Raw genomic sequence first — 16,349 nt, forward strand, 5'->3', positions numbered from 1 at the left:
GGCACACCCGCGGCACGCCCCCCAACGTGGTGGAGACCGATCCGCGAACGTGGTTGCTGCTGGTGACCGGGATGCTGTCGTTCCACGAGGCGACGGACGCCGGTGCGCTGAGCCTTTCCGGCTCCCGCGCAGGTGAGATCGAACACTGTCTGCCCCTGTTCGATGTCAGCTGAATAGTAACCCTGAACTGCAGGTTTAGGGTGGTGCGAGGGAATTTTCGACGCGCAACACGCGCTGTGAATTCGCAGTCGACGGCGTTGGACCCGTAGACTCCGATACGTCACCAACCGTTCCCCGGGGAGCCGCCGAATCGTGACCGTCGCAGGAGCCGAAGCACCCGAGCAGGACCTGAACTCGCCTCGTGAAGAGTGTGGTGTCTTCGGGGTCTGGGCCCCCGGCGAGGATGTCGCAAAACTCAGCTATTACGGCTTGTACGCCCTGCAGCATCGCGGGCAGGAGGCCGCCGGGATCGCCGTCGCCGACGGGTCGCAGGTCCTCGTCTTCAAGGACCTGGGTCTGGTCAGCCAGGTGTTCGACGAGCAGACCCTCGCGGCGATGCCGGGCCACGTCGCCATCGGTCATTGCCGCTACTCCACCACCGGCGACACCACGTGGGAGAACGCGCAGCCGGTGTTCCGCAACACCGCCGCCGGCACGGGCGTTGCGCTGGGCCACAACGGCAATCTGGTCAACACCGCCGAGCTTGCCGCCCGCGCCCGCGACGCCGGGCTGATCGCGCGGCGTTGCCCCGCACCGGCGACGACCGACTCCGACATCCTGGGCGCACTGCTCGCCCACGGTGCCGCGGATTCCACGCTGGAACAGTCCGCGCTGGAGCTGCTGCCGACCGTGCGCGGCGCGTTCTGCCTGACGTTCATGGACGAGAACACGCTGTATGCGGCGCGCGATCCCCATGGGGTGCGGCCACTTTCGCTCGGACGCCTCGACCGCGGCTGGGTGGTGGCCTCCGAAACGGCCGCGCTCGACATCGTCGGCGCCTCGTTCGTGCGCGACATCGAGCCGGGCGAGTTGCTGGCGATCGACGCCGACGGGGTGCGTTCCACCCGGTTCGCCAACCCCACCCCGAAGGGCTGCGTCTTCGAGTACGTGTACCTCGCGCGCCCGGACAGCACGATCGCCGGCCGGTCCGTGCACGCCACCCGGGTGGAGATCGGTCGCCGGCTGGCCCGTGAATGCCCGGTCGAGGCGGACCTGGTGATCGGCGTTCCGGAGTCGGGCACCCCGGCCGCGGTCGGATACGCGCAGGAGTCCGGCATTCCGTACGGGCAGGGCCTGATGAAGAACGCCTACGTCGGGCGGACGTTCATCCAGCCGTCCCAAACCATCCGCCAGCTCGGTATCCGGCTGAAGCTCAACCCACTTCGCGAGGTGATCCGCGGCAAGCGGCTCATCGTCGTCGACGACTCGATCGTGCGCGGCAACACCCAGCGCGCGCTGTTGCGGATGCTGCGCGAGGCCGGCGCAGTGGAAGTTCACGTGCGGATCGCTTCGCCGCCGGTCAAATGGCCCTGCTTCTATGGCATCGACTTCCCGTCCCCGGCGGAGTTGATCGCCAACGCCGTGCAAGACAAAGAGGAAATGCTCGAAGCGGTGCGGCACGCCATCGGCGCCGACAGCCTCGGTTACATCTCGCTGCGCGGCCTGGTCGCGGCGTCCGAACAACCCGCGTCGCGGCTCTGCACCGCCTGCTTCGACGGCAAGTACCCGATCGAATTGCCCGAGGAGACGGCGTTGGGGAAGAACGTCATCGAGCACATGCTCGCCAACGCAGCGCGCGGGGCCGGGCTCGACGAGCTGGCGCCCGACGAAGTGCCGATCGTCCACTGACGGCCTTCCGATCCGGCCCTTCCAAGACGTTTGATAACGGCGGTCGGCGGCGCCCGGTAGCCTTTATCGCGATGACGGATCCCGGAAAAAGCCCCGGACGTAACCCGGGCAGCCACGGCATTACCTACGCGTCGGCCGGGGTGGACATTGAAGCCGGTGACCGCGCCGTTGAAATGTTCAAGCCGCTGGCGACACGGGCCACCAGACCCGAGGTGCGGGGCGGACTCGGCGGGTTCGCAGGGCTGTTCGCTTTGCGCAACGACTACCGCGAACCGCTGCTCGCGGCGTCGACCGACGGCGTGGGTACCAAGCTTGCGGTGGCTCAGGCGATGGACAAGCACGACACCGTCGGCCTAGACCTGGTCGCGATGGTCGTCGACGACCTCGTGGTGTGCGGCGCCGAACCGCTGTTCCTGCAGGACTACATCGCGGTGGGCCGGACCGTGCCCGAACGCCTCAGCGCGATCGTCGCGGGCATCGCCGAGGGCTGCGTGCGCGCCGGCTGCGCTTTGCTCGGCGGCGAAACCGCCGAACACCCCGGCCTGATGGAACCCGACCACTACGACATTTCGGCGACCGGTGTCGGCGTCGTGGAGGCCGACGACGTGTTGGGCCCCGACCGCGTCAAACCCGGCGACACCATCATCGCGATGGGCTCCTCGGGCCTGCACTCCAACGGGTACTCGTTGGCCCGCACGGTGCTACTCGAGATCGACCGGATGAACTTGGCCGGGTATGTCGAGGAGTTCGGCCGCACCCTGGGTGAGGAACTGTTGGAACCCACCCGGATCTACGCCAAGGACTGCCTGGCGCTGACAGCCGAAACCCACGTCCGCACGTTCTGCCACGTCACCGGCGGCGGGCTGGCCGGCAACCTGCAACGCGTCATCCCGCATGGCCTGGTCGCCGAGATCGACCGCGGAACCTGGACGCCCGCACCGGTATTCGCCATGATCGCCCAGCGCGGTCGGGTCACGCGGGAAGAGATGGACAAGACGTTCAACATGGGCGTGGGCATGGTCGCCGTCGTCGCGCCCGAGGACACCGACCGGGCCCTGGCCATTTTGACGGCCCGCCACTTGGACTGCTGGGTGCTGGGAACCGTCTGCAAAGGCGGCAAAGAGGGCCCGCGGGCAAAGCTCGTCGGACAGCATCCGCGATTTTAGAGGGCGGGAGTCGAGCCGGCGCCGTGCCGAAGCCGATTAGACCGGCGCAGCGACGTCAGTTCTAGCGGCGCCAGTCGTCGCTGTCTTCCCAGGAGTCGCCGACGCCGTCGTCCTCCAGCTCTGTGGAATCGTCGGCACCCGTTCCTGACAACTCGCGCTGAAGCCGCGTGAAGTCGGTTTGCGGGGAACTGTATTTGAGTTCTCGAGCAACCTTGGTCTGCTTTGCCTTAGCCCGGCCGCGGCCCATGGGGGAACCCCCTCGCGCAATAACGGAGCGGCCCGAATCAGGCGGCTCCGATCTCCTGGTGTCGTTATTGTCCTGCCGACAGTTTACCGTGCCTTACGGTCGGGCGTCGGTGCCCCCTGCCGCTGTGGCGCACTTCATCGAGGATTATCTCGCACCGCCCCGCAACCGTTCAACGGCGAGCCGTCCCGCGCCGATGTGTTCCGTTGACGGCAGCGAATCGGCGTCGATGACCGCCGCCACCGAGGACTGGGCGCCGGTCGCAAGTTCGGTATCGGCCGGCACCCCGCGCTTGAGCAGCGCGAGGGCTACGGGCCCGAGGTCCACGTGATCCACCACGGTCCCCAGGCGGCCGACGGTGCGCCCGCCGGCGAGCACCGGATCTCCCGTGGCCGGCCGCTCCACCGAACCGTCGAGGTGCAACAACACCAGCATCCGGGGCGGTTTCCCGAGGTTGTGCACCCGCGCGACGGTCTCCTGCCCCCGGTAGCAGCCCTTGTCGAGGTGGACCGCAGCACCGACCCACTCCACCTCGTGCGGAATCGTGCGCTCATCGGTGTCGACGCCCAGTCGCGGGCGCAGCGCCGCCACGCGGTGCGCCTCGTAGGCCCAAACCCCCGCCGGCCGCAGCCCCGCCTGCACCAGGCGTTGCTGCCAGCCAGCCGATTCGCCGCGCGGGACCACCAAATCCAGTTCGATCTGGCCGGCCGGGGCGCCCGCCATCCTGCGCACGAACCCACCTCCGGAGACCGGGACCGCCGTCAGCTCGGCGGGCAGGGCGTCCAGCCCCAGCACGTCTAGCACCGCCCGGTCGGCCAGCCGCGGCCCGAGCAGTGAGAGCACCGCCATGTCGGCGGCGGCCGGGCTCACATCGGACCAGAAGACCATCTTGCGCAGGTAATTCAGCAGCGGCTCACCCCGCCACGGCTCGGTGTCCAGGTAGGTGGTGCCCCCGAGTTCGGTCTGGATCCAGTGGTCCTCGACGCGGCCCTGCCCGTCCAGGCTGAGGTTTTGCGTGCTGGCGCCCTCGGGCAGCTCGCTGACGTGCTGGGTGGAGATGCTGTGGAGCCACTTCTGGCGATCGCCGCCGGTCAGCGTGAGCACCGCGCGGTGCGAGCGGTCCACGACGACCGCGCCGGTCTCGGCCGCGCGCTGCTCGCCGAGGGGATCGCCGTAATGCCAGACGGCGCCCGCGTCGGGGCCGGCATCTGGTGCGGGTACTGCGGACACACGTCAACTCTACGGACCTTGATGCCCGGTGCGCCGAGCGTGCGGGCAGCCTCACGTTCACGGCTAGGCTTTACCTCCATGGCAGGCCAGACGGGTGTGATCGTCACGCTGGACGGCGCGATACATCCGCCGGATGCCCCGCTGCTGCACGCCGACGACCTGGCGGCGGTTCGCGGCGACGGCGTCTTCGAGACGCTGTTGGTCCGCGACGGCAGGCCCTGTCTGGTCGAGTCGCATCTGCAGCGGCTGACCCAATCGGCGAGGCTGATGGACCTGCCCGAACCCGACCTGCCCAGCTGGCGCGCTGCGATCGATGCGGCCAGCAGTGAGTGGGTGGCCGCCACCGCCGACGAAGGGGCGATGCGCCTGATCTACACCCGAGGCCGGGAGAGTGGAACCGCCCCGACCACCTACGTGATGGTCAACGCGGTTCCCGAACGAGTCACCGCGGTGCGGCGCGAGGGCTTGGCCGCGGTGATGCTGGACCGCGGACTGCCCGCGGCCGGTGCCGACGCGATGCCATGGCTGCTCGCCGGCGCCAAGACCCTGTCCTACGCGGTCAACATGGCCGCCCTGCGTCATGCCGCCCGGCAAGGCGCCGGCGACGTGATCTTCGTCAGCTCGGACGGCTACATCCTGGAAGGCCCGCGCTCGACGGTGGTGATCGCGACCGGATCCGGTGGGGACCTGTGCCTGCTGACGCCGCCGCCGTGGTATCCGATTCTGCGCGGCACCACGCAGCAGGCCCTTTTCGAGGTGGCCAGGGCCAAAGGGTACGACTGCGACTATCGGTCCCTGCGTCCCGCTGATCTCCATGCCGCGCAAGGGATCTGGTTGGTGTCGAGCATGACCTTGGCCGCCCGCGTGCATACGCTCGACGGCCGCCCGTTGCTTCGGTCGCCGTTGGCCGCCGAGTTCGCCGCATTGGTCGACTCGGCGATCGTCAGCGATCGCTAAGCGCTGAATTGTGTTGTCGGCTTGCGGAATCGCGGGTACGGTCGGCCGTACACAAGAAGGGAGGTGGTCCGCGAAATTGATAGCTTCATGGACATGTGAGGTGGCTGCGCGCTAGCAGCAGTGGCTTGCGAAGAGCTGGCGGCATACGCGCGCTAGCGAATTCCCCGCAGCCACCCGGCCCCCGAGCTTCCGGTCTGTCCAACCAGGAGCCTTGCTCGGGGGCCGCTCCATGTCTGGAGCCGTTACTGGCTCACCTTCGCGGCAATCTGCCCGGCGAGCTTGCCCGCCTGACCCGTCTCGGCGTCGGGGCCGCACAGCAAGAGGTCCACGACCACACTGGACGCCGCGTGCAGCGCGTGATGGCAGATGCGGGTTCCGTCCGCCTGCGTCCGCTCCTGGAAGATCTTCGGCACGGCCCCGGTGACCTCACCGAACTTCCATTCGCTGGTCTTGCCGTTGTAAGTCAACGTGATCGATTGCCCGGAGCACGCCTTCCACCTGTCCGCCGAAGCCTGCACGAACGCGGTCGCCTTGTCCGGCGAGGAGAACTGGACGACAGCTTCGTAGACGCGGTGAGCCTGGGTCTCGCCGGGGCTGTGTACGGCTTGAGCGCTTACCCCGGTGTAGCCGTCCGCGTCCTTGTAGGACGATTCTTCGATGGGTTCGAATTCGCCCTTGCAATCCGGGTTGGACAGCGTCGGCCTGAAGTTACGCAGTTGCGCGGCCTTCTCCGAGACCACCAAATTCGGGTCGCCGATGACGGCGCCGACATCGGCGGCGCCGAGGAGGTAGGCGTCCAGCTTCGAGGCGTTCCCGGAATTGGGGTCATTCGGCGCGGGGTTGGCGGCGGTCTGAGCCGACGTCCCACCGGTGCCGGCCTTCGGGGCGGGCTTGGTCTTGCCGCCCTGCGTGGCGAACACGACGACGATCGCGATCACCGCGATCACCGCGGCGGCGGCGCCGCCGATGATGAGCAGCCGCTTATTGGATCCGGCCGCCGGCTGCGGCGCCGCGGTTCCGGCGGACGGGCCGGCGGACGGGCCGGCGGCCGGCGTCGCGGCGGCCGGCGCTGCGGCCGCCGCCGGTGCCTGCGACTTGCCCGCGGCCGCGGTCGTCGGCGAACCGCCCTTGGCCTCGATCTCGGCCAGCACGTTGTCGATTTCGGTGCGGGTCCGGTAGGTGACGTCGTGGCGCAGGCGCAGCATGCGCAACAGCTGGGCGATGTCGCCGCGCGCGCTGGGGTCATCCCCGTCCTCGTCGAGTCCCTGCCTCAGCTCGATCAGAAGTTGGGTCTGCTGCTGCGGGCTGAGCTCCTTTTCAGCGAGGGTGTTACCCAACCGGGTGATGTACCCGAACGGCACCGGCGGCTCTTCGGGCAGCGGATCGGGCAGCGGCACCGGCTTGCCTTGCAGCGCGTGTACCGCAGTCACGAGTTGAATCCCGGCGTCGACGGTCGGTTCGCGGTAGTCGATGATCTGCAAGGCCGCAAGGGGATTCACCCGCATGCTGTCGATGTCGCCGATCCGAACCGGAAGGATCGGCCGGTTGAGCGCCCTCGCGTACCGCAACTCGGCCTGACTTGGCTTGGACTGCAGCCAGTTGTTGGACAGGGCCACGATGAACACGTCACACGAGCGGATCTGCTCGAGGATCTTGTTCCACCAGGAATCACCGCCGCCGAGTTCTTGGTCGAACCAAACCTGTTGTTGGCCGCGCCGAAGCGCGGTCGTCAGGGCGTCGACCGTCGCCCTGTCCTGGCTCGAGTAGCTGATGAACAGCGGCATCGCGGTCTCCTACGTAGGGGCGTAGCAAACGAAGGGGCGGTATCGGCGCGTGCGGCTATTACGCATGCGCCGATACCGTATCAGTGTCCGGGCGTATCGGACGGCGCAAATTCGTGGCCATTTGCGCGCACAGCCCAAAACTCAGCCGTGCCCGCCGTCCACCGCGGAAGCCTCCTCCGGCGGGTGGAATTCGGCATAGCGGCGGGCGAATTCGTCTCCGGGAACCGGCCACTGTTCACCGGTGGATCCGCGGACCACCCAGTCGCCCTCCGCCGCGGTTGTGGGACCCTCCAAGGTGTTTATGGTCTCGCCCGGGTAGGCGGGGCGCGCTTGGACGCGACCTTTTCGCCGCCAGCGCCCGTCGCCGGCGGGCTCGTAGGTGTCCTTGAAGATGTCGTCGCGCACCGACCACACCTTGCCGTCCTCCTGGACGGCCCAGTCGCCGGCGTCGGCGCGCATGATGTGTCCCGAATCCGACGTCCATGTCCATGGGGCGCTTCGTTGTTCGGCGGCCACCGTTCCGACCCTTGTGAACGATTGCCAGAGCGGCCGCGACCGGAAGCCCAACTGCCGCAGGCTCCATAACGTGCCCGCCAGGCTGCGGACGGCGGCGTTGAGTAGGGCCGGGTTGCTTTCGACCGCCGACCAGTCGACCAGCTTGTCGTGGATCTTGCGCGAATCGTCGCGCGGCGAACCGTATTTCCAGCCGTTGCGGCGGTAGTAGCGGCACCAATCCTCATGCTCGGCGCGGGCCATGCTCATTGCCGAATCGTGGTCGAAGCCCATGAGCGCGAGTTGTTCCAAGGGCGGCAGGTCCGCCATCTCGTGGCCGGACAGCTGCGCGGGCGGGCTGCCCCAGGTGTTCCAGGTGTGCCCCGCGATCTGCTCCACCATCCACAGCGCGTTGCGCACCTGACGCCGGTTGGACCCGCGGTAGAACTCGTTGAGCTCGGCCCACGGCATCGCGGCCGGGGATCGCGGCGCGTCCGGGTCGATCGTCGAGACGTAGCGCTCGTGGATCAACCTCGCCGCGCGCTCCCAGGCGTCCTGTACCTGGCCCTCCTGGGTGTCCAGGACCAGCGAGTAGGACTGCAGCCGCCCCACCACCTGGATCGAGTCGTCGCTGATGCTGGTGTTCAGGTCCGAGGCGTAGATGGGCATGTCGGGGAAGCGGGCCGCCAGCCTCGCGGCGGTCGTCGCGGCGTGGGAGTCGACGAAGATCACGGCACTGGTCGCGGGGTCGGCGTCGCCGATCAGCTTCAGCATGGTGGGAACGGTCGGTGTCTCCGCGGTTGCGTCGATCGCCGGTCCCTCCGAGGCGAATCCGGCCTGCCGCCGGTGGAACTCGTGATCCGCCAAATACTCGCCGGCGTCTTTTTCGACCAGCGTGAGCGCGGGCAACGGGACCGCGCCGGGCGGGGTGTAGAAGTCGCGTTCCAGGGCGCGCTGTGTCAGGTCCGCGCACAGAGCCAGCGTCAATTGCGAAGTACCGCAAATGAATACGCGTTTCGTTCGCCCGCTCGCGATAATGCCGTCGAGCAGCCTGCCCGCGGTCACCTCGTACTTCCCGACCACGTCGGCGGCCCATCGGGTGTCCGACCCGCCGAACTGCTGGGCCCGCCAGGCCTGGGCCAGCCAGGGATCGTCCATCCGCACGATCAGCGGCAACCGCCGTTTGCGGGCGACCTCGTCGAGCCGGCGGCTGATCAGGTCCAGCCACTGCAGGTTGATCGCCGGGTCGGGCGCCATCAGATACAGCCGGGATAGGTTGCGCCACAGCCGCAACGACACCAGCGTGGCGGGGTTGTTGAAGTCCACCAGGACCACCCGCGCGCCCTGCCTGCGGGCCCGCTGCACCCGGTCGTCGCTGGCGCCGGTGAGGACGACCAGCGTGCCGCGCCGGTCCAGCGTCCGGGCGACCGCGCTGATCATCGACTGCGTGTCCGCGTCGACCCCGACGACGGCCGTGACGGAATCGGCCAGGTTCGCCCGCAGCCGGTCCACCTGGGACCGGAAGACCCCGACGACGACGCCGCCCAACCCGGTGAAGATCGCCGACAGCGCCGCGATTCGGGCCAGCTCCAGGCCGACCGGTGTCGGGTTCGGACAGGTTCGCCCGCCCACCGAGAAGTCACCGGTGCCGCCCTTGACCAGGCTGGCCGTCGCCATCAGCGGGGTGAACAAGGCCGGATGGTTGGCGTCGTGACAACCCCAGTAGGACGTGAGGCCCAGGACCGCCGTCATCGGGACCAGGCCTGCGATCAGGGTGAACGAAACCCCCACCATCCGATGGCTTCCGCCGGACCGGAAGGTCAGCACCGACGCGGCGATCAGCACGGTCACCACGATCGCCAGCGTCGGCATCGATCCGGGCCTGCCGAACCACGCCAGGGCCGGGGGCAGCGCGTCGATGATCCCGGGCTGCAGGTCCAATACGGCCAAATAGACGATGAGGAGCAGCCCGACCGCGGTTACGCCCCAGCGCAAGATGGGCGAGGGTGTCCTGGTGGGGGGCATCCGCCGATCTCCCTTCGCGCGGTATCGGCTGTTCGGACGTCGAACAGTACACGCAAAAGATCGGCCGAAGGCAATGATTCCGGGCCCGCGCACATCGCCGAGTTGCCCACGCGGGCAACGGGTCGGCGGTTATCCCGCGTAGCGGGAGAGCCGGGCGGAAAGGTGCGGCACCAGGCCGCCGTCTGCGTCCACCCGCTCCTCGACGTAGGCCAGGTCGCCGCCCTCGACGATGCCGTAGAGCCGTTTGGCGCCACCGACCAGGACGCCCGACCGGCTGCGGGCAAGTGCGTCGGTCACCAGCTCCCACGACGACTGATTGCGCGGTCGGCCGTAGAACAGCTCCACATAGCCGGCCGAATGGGCCAGCAGTAACTCGATCGCCTGGGATTCGCTGGGATCGTCGGGATCGCTGACGAAACGCCAGAACCCGGTCTCCCGCAGGCCGCGCTCCTGGTAGTCGCCCACCTCGCTGAGCCGCCACGAGCGGGATTCCCAATTCAGGTAGTCACCGCCGTCGTGCGAAACCACGATCTGCTGGCCGAACCGGTAATCCCCGTCGTGTGCGCGGCCCTCGCCGTGCCCGCGCCACACACCCACCAGCGGCAACAGCGCCAGCAGGGCGTCGTTCAGGTTGGCGCCTTCACGCAGGTTGGCGGTGTCGGCGGGAAGCGGCAGATCGTCGAAGGCGGGAATGTTGCGGCCGGCGGTCAGCTTGGCGCGCTCAGCGGCGGCAGCCACCGCGCGATCGCCGGAGCTCGCAGAACCCAGTGGTTCGTCAGAAGTCGTCCGCCACTCCTCACCGTCGCTAGCGGAAGGTACCCCCACCGGATCGTCGTCCGCGCGAGTCACGATTCGTCGGTGATGAGCCGGTACAGCGTGTACAGCGCGAACCATGAGATCACCACGACGGCCACGACCAGCATGATCTCGAAGAAGAGCACCACGGGGACAAGTCTATTCGCCCCGCGCGATCCCGGTCAGGGCAGCCGGGGTCTCAGGCGATCTTGACGTCCACCTCGTGGATGCCGGCGCCCGACGGACTCACCACGGCGTTCCCGTTGCCGGAGGCCGACAGCGCGCGCAGCGTCCAGGACCCCGGCGCCGCGAAGAACCGGAAGTCACCCGTTGCCGACGCGACGACCTCGGCGGTGAACTCGTCAGACGAGTCGAGCAGGCGGACGAAGGCGCCGCCCACCGCCTGGCCATCGCTGTCCACGACGCGGCCGGTGATCACCGTTTCCTTCTCCAAGTCGACGCTGGCGGGCAACGTCACTCCTTGTTTCGGGGCAGAGCACATATCAGCTTCCCAACTCGATCGGGGCACCCACCAGGGAGCCGTATTCCGTCCAACTTCCGTCGTAGTTCTTGACGTTTTTGTGGCCGAGTAATTCCCGGAGCACGAACCAGGTATGCGAAGACCGCTCGCCGATCCGGCAATACGCGATCGTTTCCTTGGAGCCGTCCAGGCCGGCGTCGGCGTAGAGCTTGGCCAATTCGTCGTCGGACCTGAACGTGCCGTCCTCGTTGGCCGCCTTGCTCCACGGTACGTTGATCGCCCCGGGGATGTGGCCGGGCCGCTGGCTCTGCTCCTGCGGCAGATGCGCCGGCGCCAGGATCTTGCCCGAGAACTCGTCGGGCGAACGCACGTCGACCAGGTTCTTGGTGTTGATGGCCGCGATGACCTCGTCGCGGAACGCGCGGATGCTGTTGTCCGGCGCGGCCGCGGTGTACGAGGTGGCCGGCCTGCTGACGGTGTCGCTGGACAGCGCGCGCCCGTCGAGCTCCCACTTCTTGCGGCCGCCGTCGAGCAGCTTGACGTCGGCGTGCCCGTACAGCTTGAAATACCAGTAGGCGTAGGCGGCGAACCAGTTGTTATTGCCGCCGTAGAGGATCACGGTGTCGTCGTTGGCGACGCCACGTTCGCTGAGCAGCTTCGAAAACTGCTGCGCGTCGACGAAGTCGCGCTTGACGGGGTCCTGCAAGTCGGAACGCCAGTCGAGCCTGATCGCACCGGGGATGTGGCCGGTGTCGTATGCGCTGGTGTCCTCGTCGACTTCGATGAAGACGACGCCGGCGGCGTCGAGATTGCTCTCGGCCCAGTCCGCGGAGACCAGGACGTCGGAGCGTGCCATGCGGTGATCCTTTCGATCGCTTTCTATGAACGGGTCATGCCGTGCGCGCGGCGCCTCGGAAGCGCGCCACCAGCGGGTAGAGCTGGCAGCCCAGGCAGATGCCGAAGGCCGCATTCAGGAAGGCGGCGGTCAGCGCCGCGGCGGTGGCGATGACGCCGACCACGAAGGCGCCCGCGGCGAACGCGACGACGCCGACGACCGCGAAGACCAGGCCGACGAGTTGGGCGAACTTCAGCGGTGCCACCGGTTCGCGTTCCCCGACGGGCCCGAGCCGGGGCGCCACGACGCGGGCGAAGATCCGCCCGTACGGGTGCTTGCGCGGGCCGCCGACGGCTCCGATGGCGAAGATGATCGCTTGGACGCCGAGAATCGCCGCCGCCGCCAGCGGACTGACGGCGGAGAAGGCGAGGGTGATCACCAGGACTGCGGTCGTGACCCAGGCGGCGAACCTGGGACCCCGCACGTCGACGACGTCTGGCTGGGTGGTGGTGTTGCTGCTCGGCACGGTACTACTCCTGGATACGCCTGTTGCTTATGGGAACGAACGACGGGAGACGGGCCTCGGTAACGTTCCGGGGTTGCTCCGAGTGCTTACGCGAAAGCGCGCGGCGACTCAGCAGCTACAGCGACAGCAACAGCCCGCGGTGCGGCACAGATCGACTGCGCGGCGTTGGGTGAGCAGGGGCTCAAGGCGGGCTAGCACGTCGGCAAGCTTACCGAATGACCGACGGCGATCAAATTTGCGGCGGGTGCCGCGCACCCCGCGCGCCCCGGCGATGACCGGGTCACGACTGCTTGAAGCCGTCCAGGCTGACGGTGACCCCGTAGCTGATGCCCTCGATGATGACGTCGGAGCCGCGCGCCCCCTCGGTCTTGGGTGCCACCCCGAAGGGAAGCCGCTGATTGGGCACCCGGGTCGTGAAGGCCCGCAGCACCGCATCCCGCTTGTCATCCGGAACCGGTTGATCCGCGGTGTCCGCGCCGGTCAGAACGCCGGTCGGGGTGATCACCAGCGTCGCCTGGTCGTCCGGGGCGATGGACAGGTCCACCGAGACGCTGACCCGGTGTTCGAAGTCGGCCGAGTGCGGGGTGCCGCTGAACACCACACCGTGGCTGTCGGAGATGCCCGACGCGGTGACGCCACCGGTGGCGGTGTTGGTTTCCTTGGGGGGCGCCTCGACCATCAGATCGCTGATGCCCAGGTACCGGCCCAGGTGCGTCGAGTCGATGATGACGCGGCTCTCCAGTTTGCCCACCGGCAGCTTGGCATCGGGCCCGATCAGCCACGACGCGTGGCTCAGGTCGACCGAGTACATCGTGGCTTCGAGGGTGGCCTTGCCGACCGTCGCGTGGTCGACGGCGTTGGCCTTGATCTCCAGCTGGTTGTAGTGGTCGCGCATCGCCTGCGGGATGAACGGAAACGCCACGATCGCGACGAACGGGTCGGACCGCAAATGGGCCGCTTTGCGCACGCTGCACGACAGCCGGTATTCGGCGTAGATGCTGCTCCCGTAGTCCACGGCGACGGCCCCGGCCACCACCACGGCCACGGCGATCGCCACGCCCGCCACCGCCACCGCCACCTTGCGCACCCGCACATTGTCGCGTAACCATGAGCCCGAGCTGTCGCGGACCACCCGGGTGGCGGCGCTCACACTGCGTCGTCGCCGCACCAAAGTGGCAGGTGGCAAGTTATCGTTAGATGACCTGGCAACTAACGCGTCGTTGCGTTGCGAATTGTGAAGATGCCGTTCTCCCGAGTTGGAGGGGCTAGTTGGAGCTATTACTGCTGACCTCGGAGCTGCATCCCGACCCGGTCCTGCCGTCGTTGTCGTTGCTTCCCCACGCCGTCCGGACGGCGCCGGCGGAACCGTCCTCGTTGCTCGAGGCCGGGACAGCGGACGCCGTACTGGTGGATGCGCGCACCGACCTGTCGTCGGCGCGCGGACTCTGCCGTCTGCTGAGCACCGCCGGCCGTTCGGTCCCCGTCCTGGCCATTGTGAGCGAAGGCGGCCTGGTGGCGGTCAGCGCGGACTGGGGGCTGGACGAGATCCTGCTGCCGAGCACCGGCCCCGCCGAGATCGATGCCCGGCTGCGGCTGGTTGTGGGTCGCCGTGGCGGGCTGGCCGATCAGGAAAGTGCCGGCAAGGTGAGCCTGGGCGAGCTGGTGATCGACGAGGGCACCTACACCGCGAGGTTGCGGGGCCGCCCACTCGATCTGACCTACAAAGAGTTCGAGCTGCTCAAATACCTGGCGCAGCACGCGGGACGCGTCTTCACCCGCGCGCAGCTGTTGCACGAAGTGTGGGGATACGACTTCTTCGGCGGCACCCGCACCGTCGACGTGCACGTGCGTCGCCTGCGCGCCAAGCTCGGCCCCGAATACGAGGCGTTGATCGGGACCGTTCGCAACGTCGGCTACAAGGCCGTCCGGCCGGCACGAGGACGCGCGCCGATCGCGGACTCGGCGGAGGACGAACCCGCCGACGACATCGAGTCCGACTCCGAGGATTTGCAACAGCCGCTGGGCGACCCGTTGCGCAGTCAGTGACCGCGCCCGCCTGGCGCCCGACGCTGACCGCTGACGAACAACGGCAGATACGCGAACTCATCACGGCCGCAACCGAATTCGACGGAGTCGCGCCCGTCGGTGAACAAGTGCTGCGCGAATTGCCGCACGACCGCACCGGGCACCTGCTGACCACCGGGCCCGACGGGGTCGTCGGCTACCTCAATCTGTCGCGCGACCCAGAAGCGGCGATGGCGGAACTGGTGGTCCACCCCCGCGCCCGCAGACAAGGTTTCGGGACCGCGCTGGCGCGGGCGGCGTTGGCCGAGACCGCCGCAAGCAACCGGTTCTGGGCGCACGGCACGCTCGAGCCCGCCCGCGCCACCGCGGCCGCGCTCGGTCTGGTTGCGGTCCGCGAGCTGCTGCAGATGCGACGCACGCTGCGCGACATCCATGACTTGGTGCGCCCCGTGGCCGGGGTGCGGGTCCGCACCTACGCGGGCACCTCCGACGACGCCGAGCTGCTGCGCGTCAACAACGCCGCCTTCGCCGACCACCCCGAACAGGGCGGCTGGACCGAAGCCCAGCTGGCCGAGCGGCGCGACGAACCGTGGTTCGACCCGGCCGGTCTGTTCCTGGCGTTCGACGACTCCGATACCAAACAGGCGGGCAAGCTGCTGGGCTTCCACTGGACCAAGGTGCACCCCGATCAGCCCGGCTTGGGCGAGGTCTACGTGGTAGGCGTCGATCCGGCCGCGCAGGGCCGGGGCATGGGTCAGATGCTGACGGCCATCGGCATCGAGTCGTTGGCGCACCGGCTGGCCGGTGCGGCAGATCCGACCGTGCTGCTCTACGTGGAGTCCGACAACCGCGCCGCGGTGCGCACCTACCAGCGCCTGGGTTTCACCACCTACAGCGTGGACACCGCCTACGCGGTCGCCTCGGCCGACTGACCACGGGCGGGAGGCGGGCTCTTGCCCCCGGTTGTTCACCTGCGCTTGCTAGTGACAAGTAGCCGTGGGCTGCGGCGGAGCATAATTTCGCGACGACCTGGCAACCTCATGGGAGACGGCCGGCGGCACGCGGGCACGACAACGCGTCAGGAAGCGAGATCGGTGAGGCTCGACAGGGGAGGCAGGGCGCTGGCCGCGCTGGTCGTGGCGGTGGCCGTAGGCAGCGGCGCGCTGACCGGCTGTGGCAGCGATCAGAACCGCCGCGGGGCGTCGCCCGCGGCCGCGTCCGGGCCCACGGGCACTGCGGGGTGCAGCGGTAAGAACAAGCTGACGGCGGAGGGTTCGACGGCACAACAGAACGCGATGGCGCTGTTCAACCAGGTCTGGGGGCAGTACTGCCCGGGCAAGAGCGTGTCGTACAACCCGACCGGTTCCGGCGCCGGGCGCGAGCAGTTCATCGCCGGCCATGTCGACTTCGCGGGCGCCGATTCCCCGCTCGCCGCGGACCAGATCGGTCCGGCCTCCGCGCGCTGCGATGGAAACCCGGCCTGGGACCTGCCGCTGGTGTTCGGGCCGATCGCCCTGGTCTACAACCTCGCCGGGGTGCCCGGGTTGGTGGTCAGCAGCGACGCGCTGGCCAAGATCTTCAGCGGGCGGATCATGGCGTGGAACGACCCGATCCTGGCCGCCCTCAATCCCGGCGTCGCACTGCCCGACACCAAGATCACGCCGATCTACCGGACGGACTCGTCGGGAACCACCGACAACGTGCAGAAGTTTCTGACGGCCGCCGCACCGCAGAGCTGGACCAAGGGCGTGGGCACCGAGTTCCAGGGCGGGGTCGGCGAGGGGGCCACCAAGTCGGCCGGTGTCGTGCAGGCGGTGCGGGCCACCCCGGGCGCGATCGGTTACGTCGAGAAGGGCTTCGCCGACCAGGCCGGCCTGCCCTACGCCCAAATCGGCACCAACAAGGGTGGCGTCATCCCGCTCACCAACGAGACCGCCGGGA

17 protein-coding genes are annotated in these 16,349 nt (G+C 68.5%); 7 read left to right on the plus strand and 10 right to left on the minus strand.

Going from position 1 to position 16,349, the window contains the following annotated elements; translation table 11 throughout:
* The 3 genes from A5704_RS28680 to purM all read left to right on the plus strand — a co-directional run.
* The coding region (locus A5704_RS28680) for a sterol carrier family protein (RefSeq protein WP_231968697.1) at positions 1-173 on the plus strand (173 nt) is incomplete at its 5' end.
* Positions 174-312: 139 nt separating this feature from the next.
* Positions 313-1,848 carry an amidophosphoribosyltransferase gene (gene purF, locus A5704_RS01560; protein ID WP_067752210.1) on the plus strand — a complete coding sequence of 512 codons (1,536 nt, stop codon included), beginning with the start codon at positions 313-315 and terminating at the stop codon, positions 1,846-1,848.
* Between the two features lie 71 nt (positions 1,849-1,919).
* The gene (gene purM, locus A5704_RS01565) at positions 1,920-3,014 is read left to right on the plus strand and encodes a phosphoribosylformylglycinamidine cyclo-ligase (RefSeq protein WP_067752207.1); all 1,095 of its coding nucleotides are present in this window, start codon (positions 1,920-1,922) and stop codon (positions 3,012-3,014) included.
* Positions 3,015-3,075: 61 nt separating this feature from the next.
* Here purM and A5704_RS01570 read toward each other — a convergent pair whose 3' ends face one another.
* A complete protein-coding gene (locus tag A5704_RS01570) occupies positions 3,076-3,261 on the minus strand; it encodes a DUF3073 domain-containing protein (RefSeq protein WP_067752204.1) in 186 nt (61 codons plus the stop codon).
* Between the two features lie 144 nt (positions 3,262-3,405).
* Positions 3,406-4,488, minus strand: coding sequence for a folate-binding protein YgfZ (locus A5704_RS01575; RefSeq protein WP_067887054.1), 1,083 nt, complete (start codon positions 4,486-4,488; stop codon positions 3,406-3,408).
* 96 nt (positions 4,489-4,584) lie between these two features.
* On the opposite strand from A5704_RS01575, the gene A5704_RS01580 reads away from it, so the two are divergent.
* Positions 4,585-5,445 carry an aminodeoxychorismate lyase gene (locus A5704_RS01580; protein ID WP_156670037.1) on the plus strand — a complete coding sequence of 287 codons (861 nt, stop codon included), beginning with the start codon at positions 4,585-4,587 and terminating at the stop codon, positions 5,443-5,445.
* A gap of 242 nt (positions 5,446-5,687) precedes the next feature.
* On the opposite strand, the gene A5704_RS01585 is transcribed toward A5704_RS01580, so the two are convergent.
* The 8 genes from A5704_RS01585 to lmeA form a co-directional block, all read right to left on the minus strand.
* Positions 5,688-7,229: a sensor domain-containing protein gene (locus A5704_RS01585; protein ID WP_067752195.1), complete on the minus strand. Its 1,542-nt coding sequence runs from the start codon at positions 7,227-7,229 to the stop codon at positions 5,688-5,690.
* A 141-nt stretch (positions 7,230-7,370) separates the two neighbouring features.
* Positions 7,371-9,746 carry a hypothetical protein gene (locus A5704_RS01590; RefSeq protein WP_067887057.1) on the minus strand — a complete coding sequence of 792 codons (2,376 nt, stop codon included), beginning with the start codon at positions 9,744-9,746 and terminating at the stop codon, positions 7,371-7,373.
* Between the two features lie 129 nt (positions 9,747-9,875).
* Entirely contained in the window at positions 9,876-10,595 is a 720-nt protein-coding gene (locus tag A5704_RS01595; RefSeq protein WP_231968695.1) for an FABP family protein, read from the minus strand.
* Positions 10,596-10,740: 145 nt separating this feature from the next.
* Positions 10,741-11,043 carry a DUF1416 domain-containing protein gene (locus A5704_RS01600; RefSeq protein ID WP_067269500.1) on the minus strand — a complete coding sequence of 101 codons (303 nt, stop codon included), beginning with the start codon at positions 11,041-11,043 and terminating at the stop codon, positions 10,741-10,743.
* 1 nt (position 11,044) lies between these two features.
* Positions 11,045-11,878 (minus strand): sulfurtransferase, encoded by an 834-nt coding sequence (locus A5704_RS01605; protein WP_067752190.1) that lies wholly within the window; start codon positions 11,876-11,878, stop codon positions 11,045-11,047.
* A gap of 34 nt (positions 11,879-11,912) precedes the next feature.
* Positions 11,913-12,383: a DUF4395 domain-containing protein gene (locus A5704_RS01610; protein ID WP_067887060.1), complete on the minus strand. Its 471-nt coding sequence runs from the start codon at positions 12,381-12,383 to the stop codon at positions 11,913-11,915.
* A gap of 108 nt (positions 12,384-12,491) precedes the next feature.
* Positions 12,492-12,638, minus strand: coding sequence for an Ms5788A family Cys-rich leader peptide (locus tag A5704_RS29660; RefSeq protein WP_369827053.1), 147 nt, complete (start codon positions 12,636-12,638; stop codon positions 12,492-12,494).
* Between the two features lie 25 nt (positions 12,639-12,663).
* On the minus strand, positions 12,664-13,476 hold the full coding sequence (lmeA, locus tag A5704_RS01615) for a mannan chain length control protein LmeA (protein ID WP_067780725.1): 813 nt from the start codon (positions 13,474-13,476) through the stop codon (positions 12,664-12,666).
* A 176-nt stretch (positions 13,477-13,652) separates the two neighbouring features.
* Here lmeA and A5704_RS01620 point away from each other — a divergent pair, with 176 nt between their 5' ends.
* The 3 genes from A5704_RS01620 to pstS all read left to right on the plus strand — a co-directional run.
* Positions 13,653-14,429 carry a response regulator transcription factor gene (locus A5704_RS01620; RefSeq protein WP_067752184.1) on the plus strand — a complete coding sequence of 259 codons (777 nt, stop codon included), beginning with the start codon at positions 13,653-13,655 and terminating at the stop codon, positions 14,427-14,429.
* The gene (mshD, locus tag A5704_RS01625; RefSeq protein WP_067752180.1) at positions 14,426-15,340 is read left to right on the plus strand and encodes a mycothiol synthase; all 915 of its coding nucleotides are present in this window, start codon (positions 14,426-14,428) and stop codon (positions 15,338-15,340) included. Before A5704_RS01620 ends, mshD begins: the two co-directional genes overlap by 4 nt.
* A gap of 162 nt (positions 15,341-15,502) precedes the next feature.
* Positions 15,503-16,349: phosphate ABC transporter substrate-binding protein PstS (pstS, locus tag A5704_RS01630; protein WP_067887066.1), on the plus strand; the 847-nt coding region annotated here is incomplete at its 3' end.

This window comes from Mycobacterium sp. E735 (assembly GCF_001666955.1).
In the GTDB taxonomy this organism is placed as follows: Bacteria; Actinomycetota; Actinomycetes; order Mycobacteriales; family Mycobacteriaceae; genus Mycobacterium.

Coding starts and splice junctions, on each gene's coding strand:
- purM (WP_067752207.1), top strand. CDS start 1,920: ATGACGGATCCCGGAAAAAGCCCCGGACGTAACCCGGGCAGCCACGGC.
- A5704_RS01570 (WP_067752204.1), bottom strand. CDS start 3,261: ATGGGCCGCGGCCGGGCTAAGGCAAAGCAGACCAAGGTTGCTCGAGAA.
- A5704_RS01585 (WP_067752195.1), bottom strand. CDS start 7,229: ATGCCGCTGTTCATCAGCTACTCGAGCCAGGACAGGGCGACGGTCGAC.
- A5704_RS01590 (WP_067887057.1), bottom strand. CDS start 9,746: ATGCCCCCCACCAGGACACCCTCGCCCATCTTGCGCTGGGGCGTAACC.
- A5704_RS01600 (WP_067269500.1), bottom strand. CDS start 11,043: ATGTGCTCTGCCCCGAAACAAGGAGTGACGTTGCCCGCCAGCGTCGAC.
- A5704_RS01605 (WP_067752190.1), bottom strand. CDS start 11,878: ATGGCACGCTCCGACGTCCTGGTCTCCGCGGACTGGGCCGAGAGCAAT.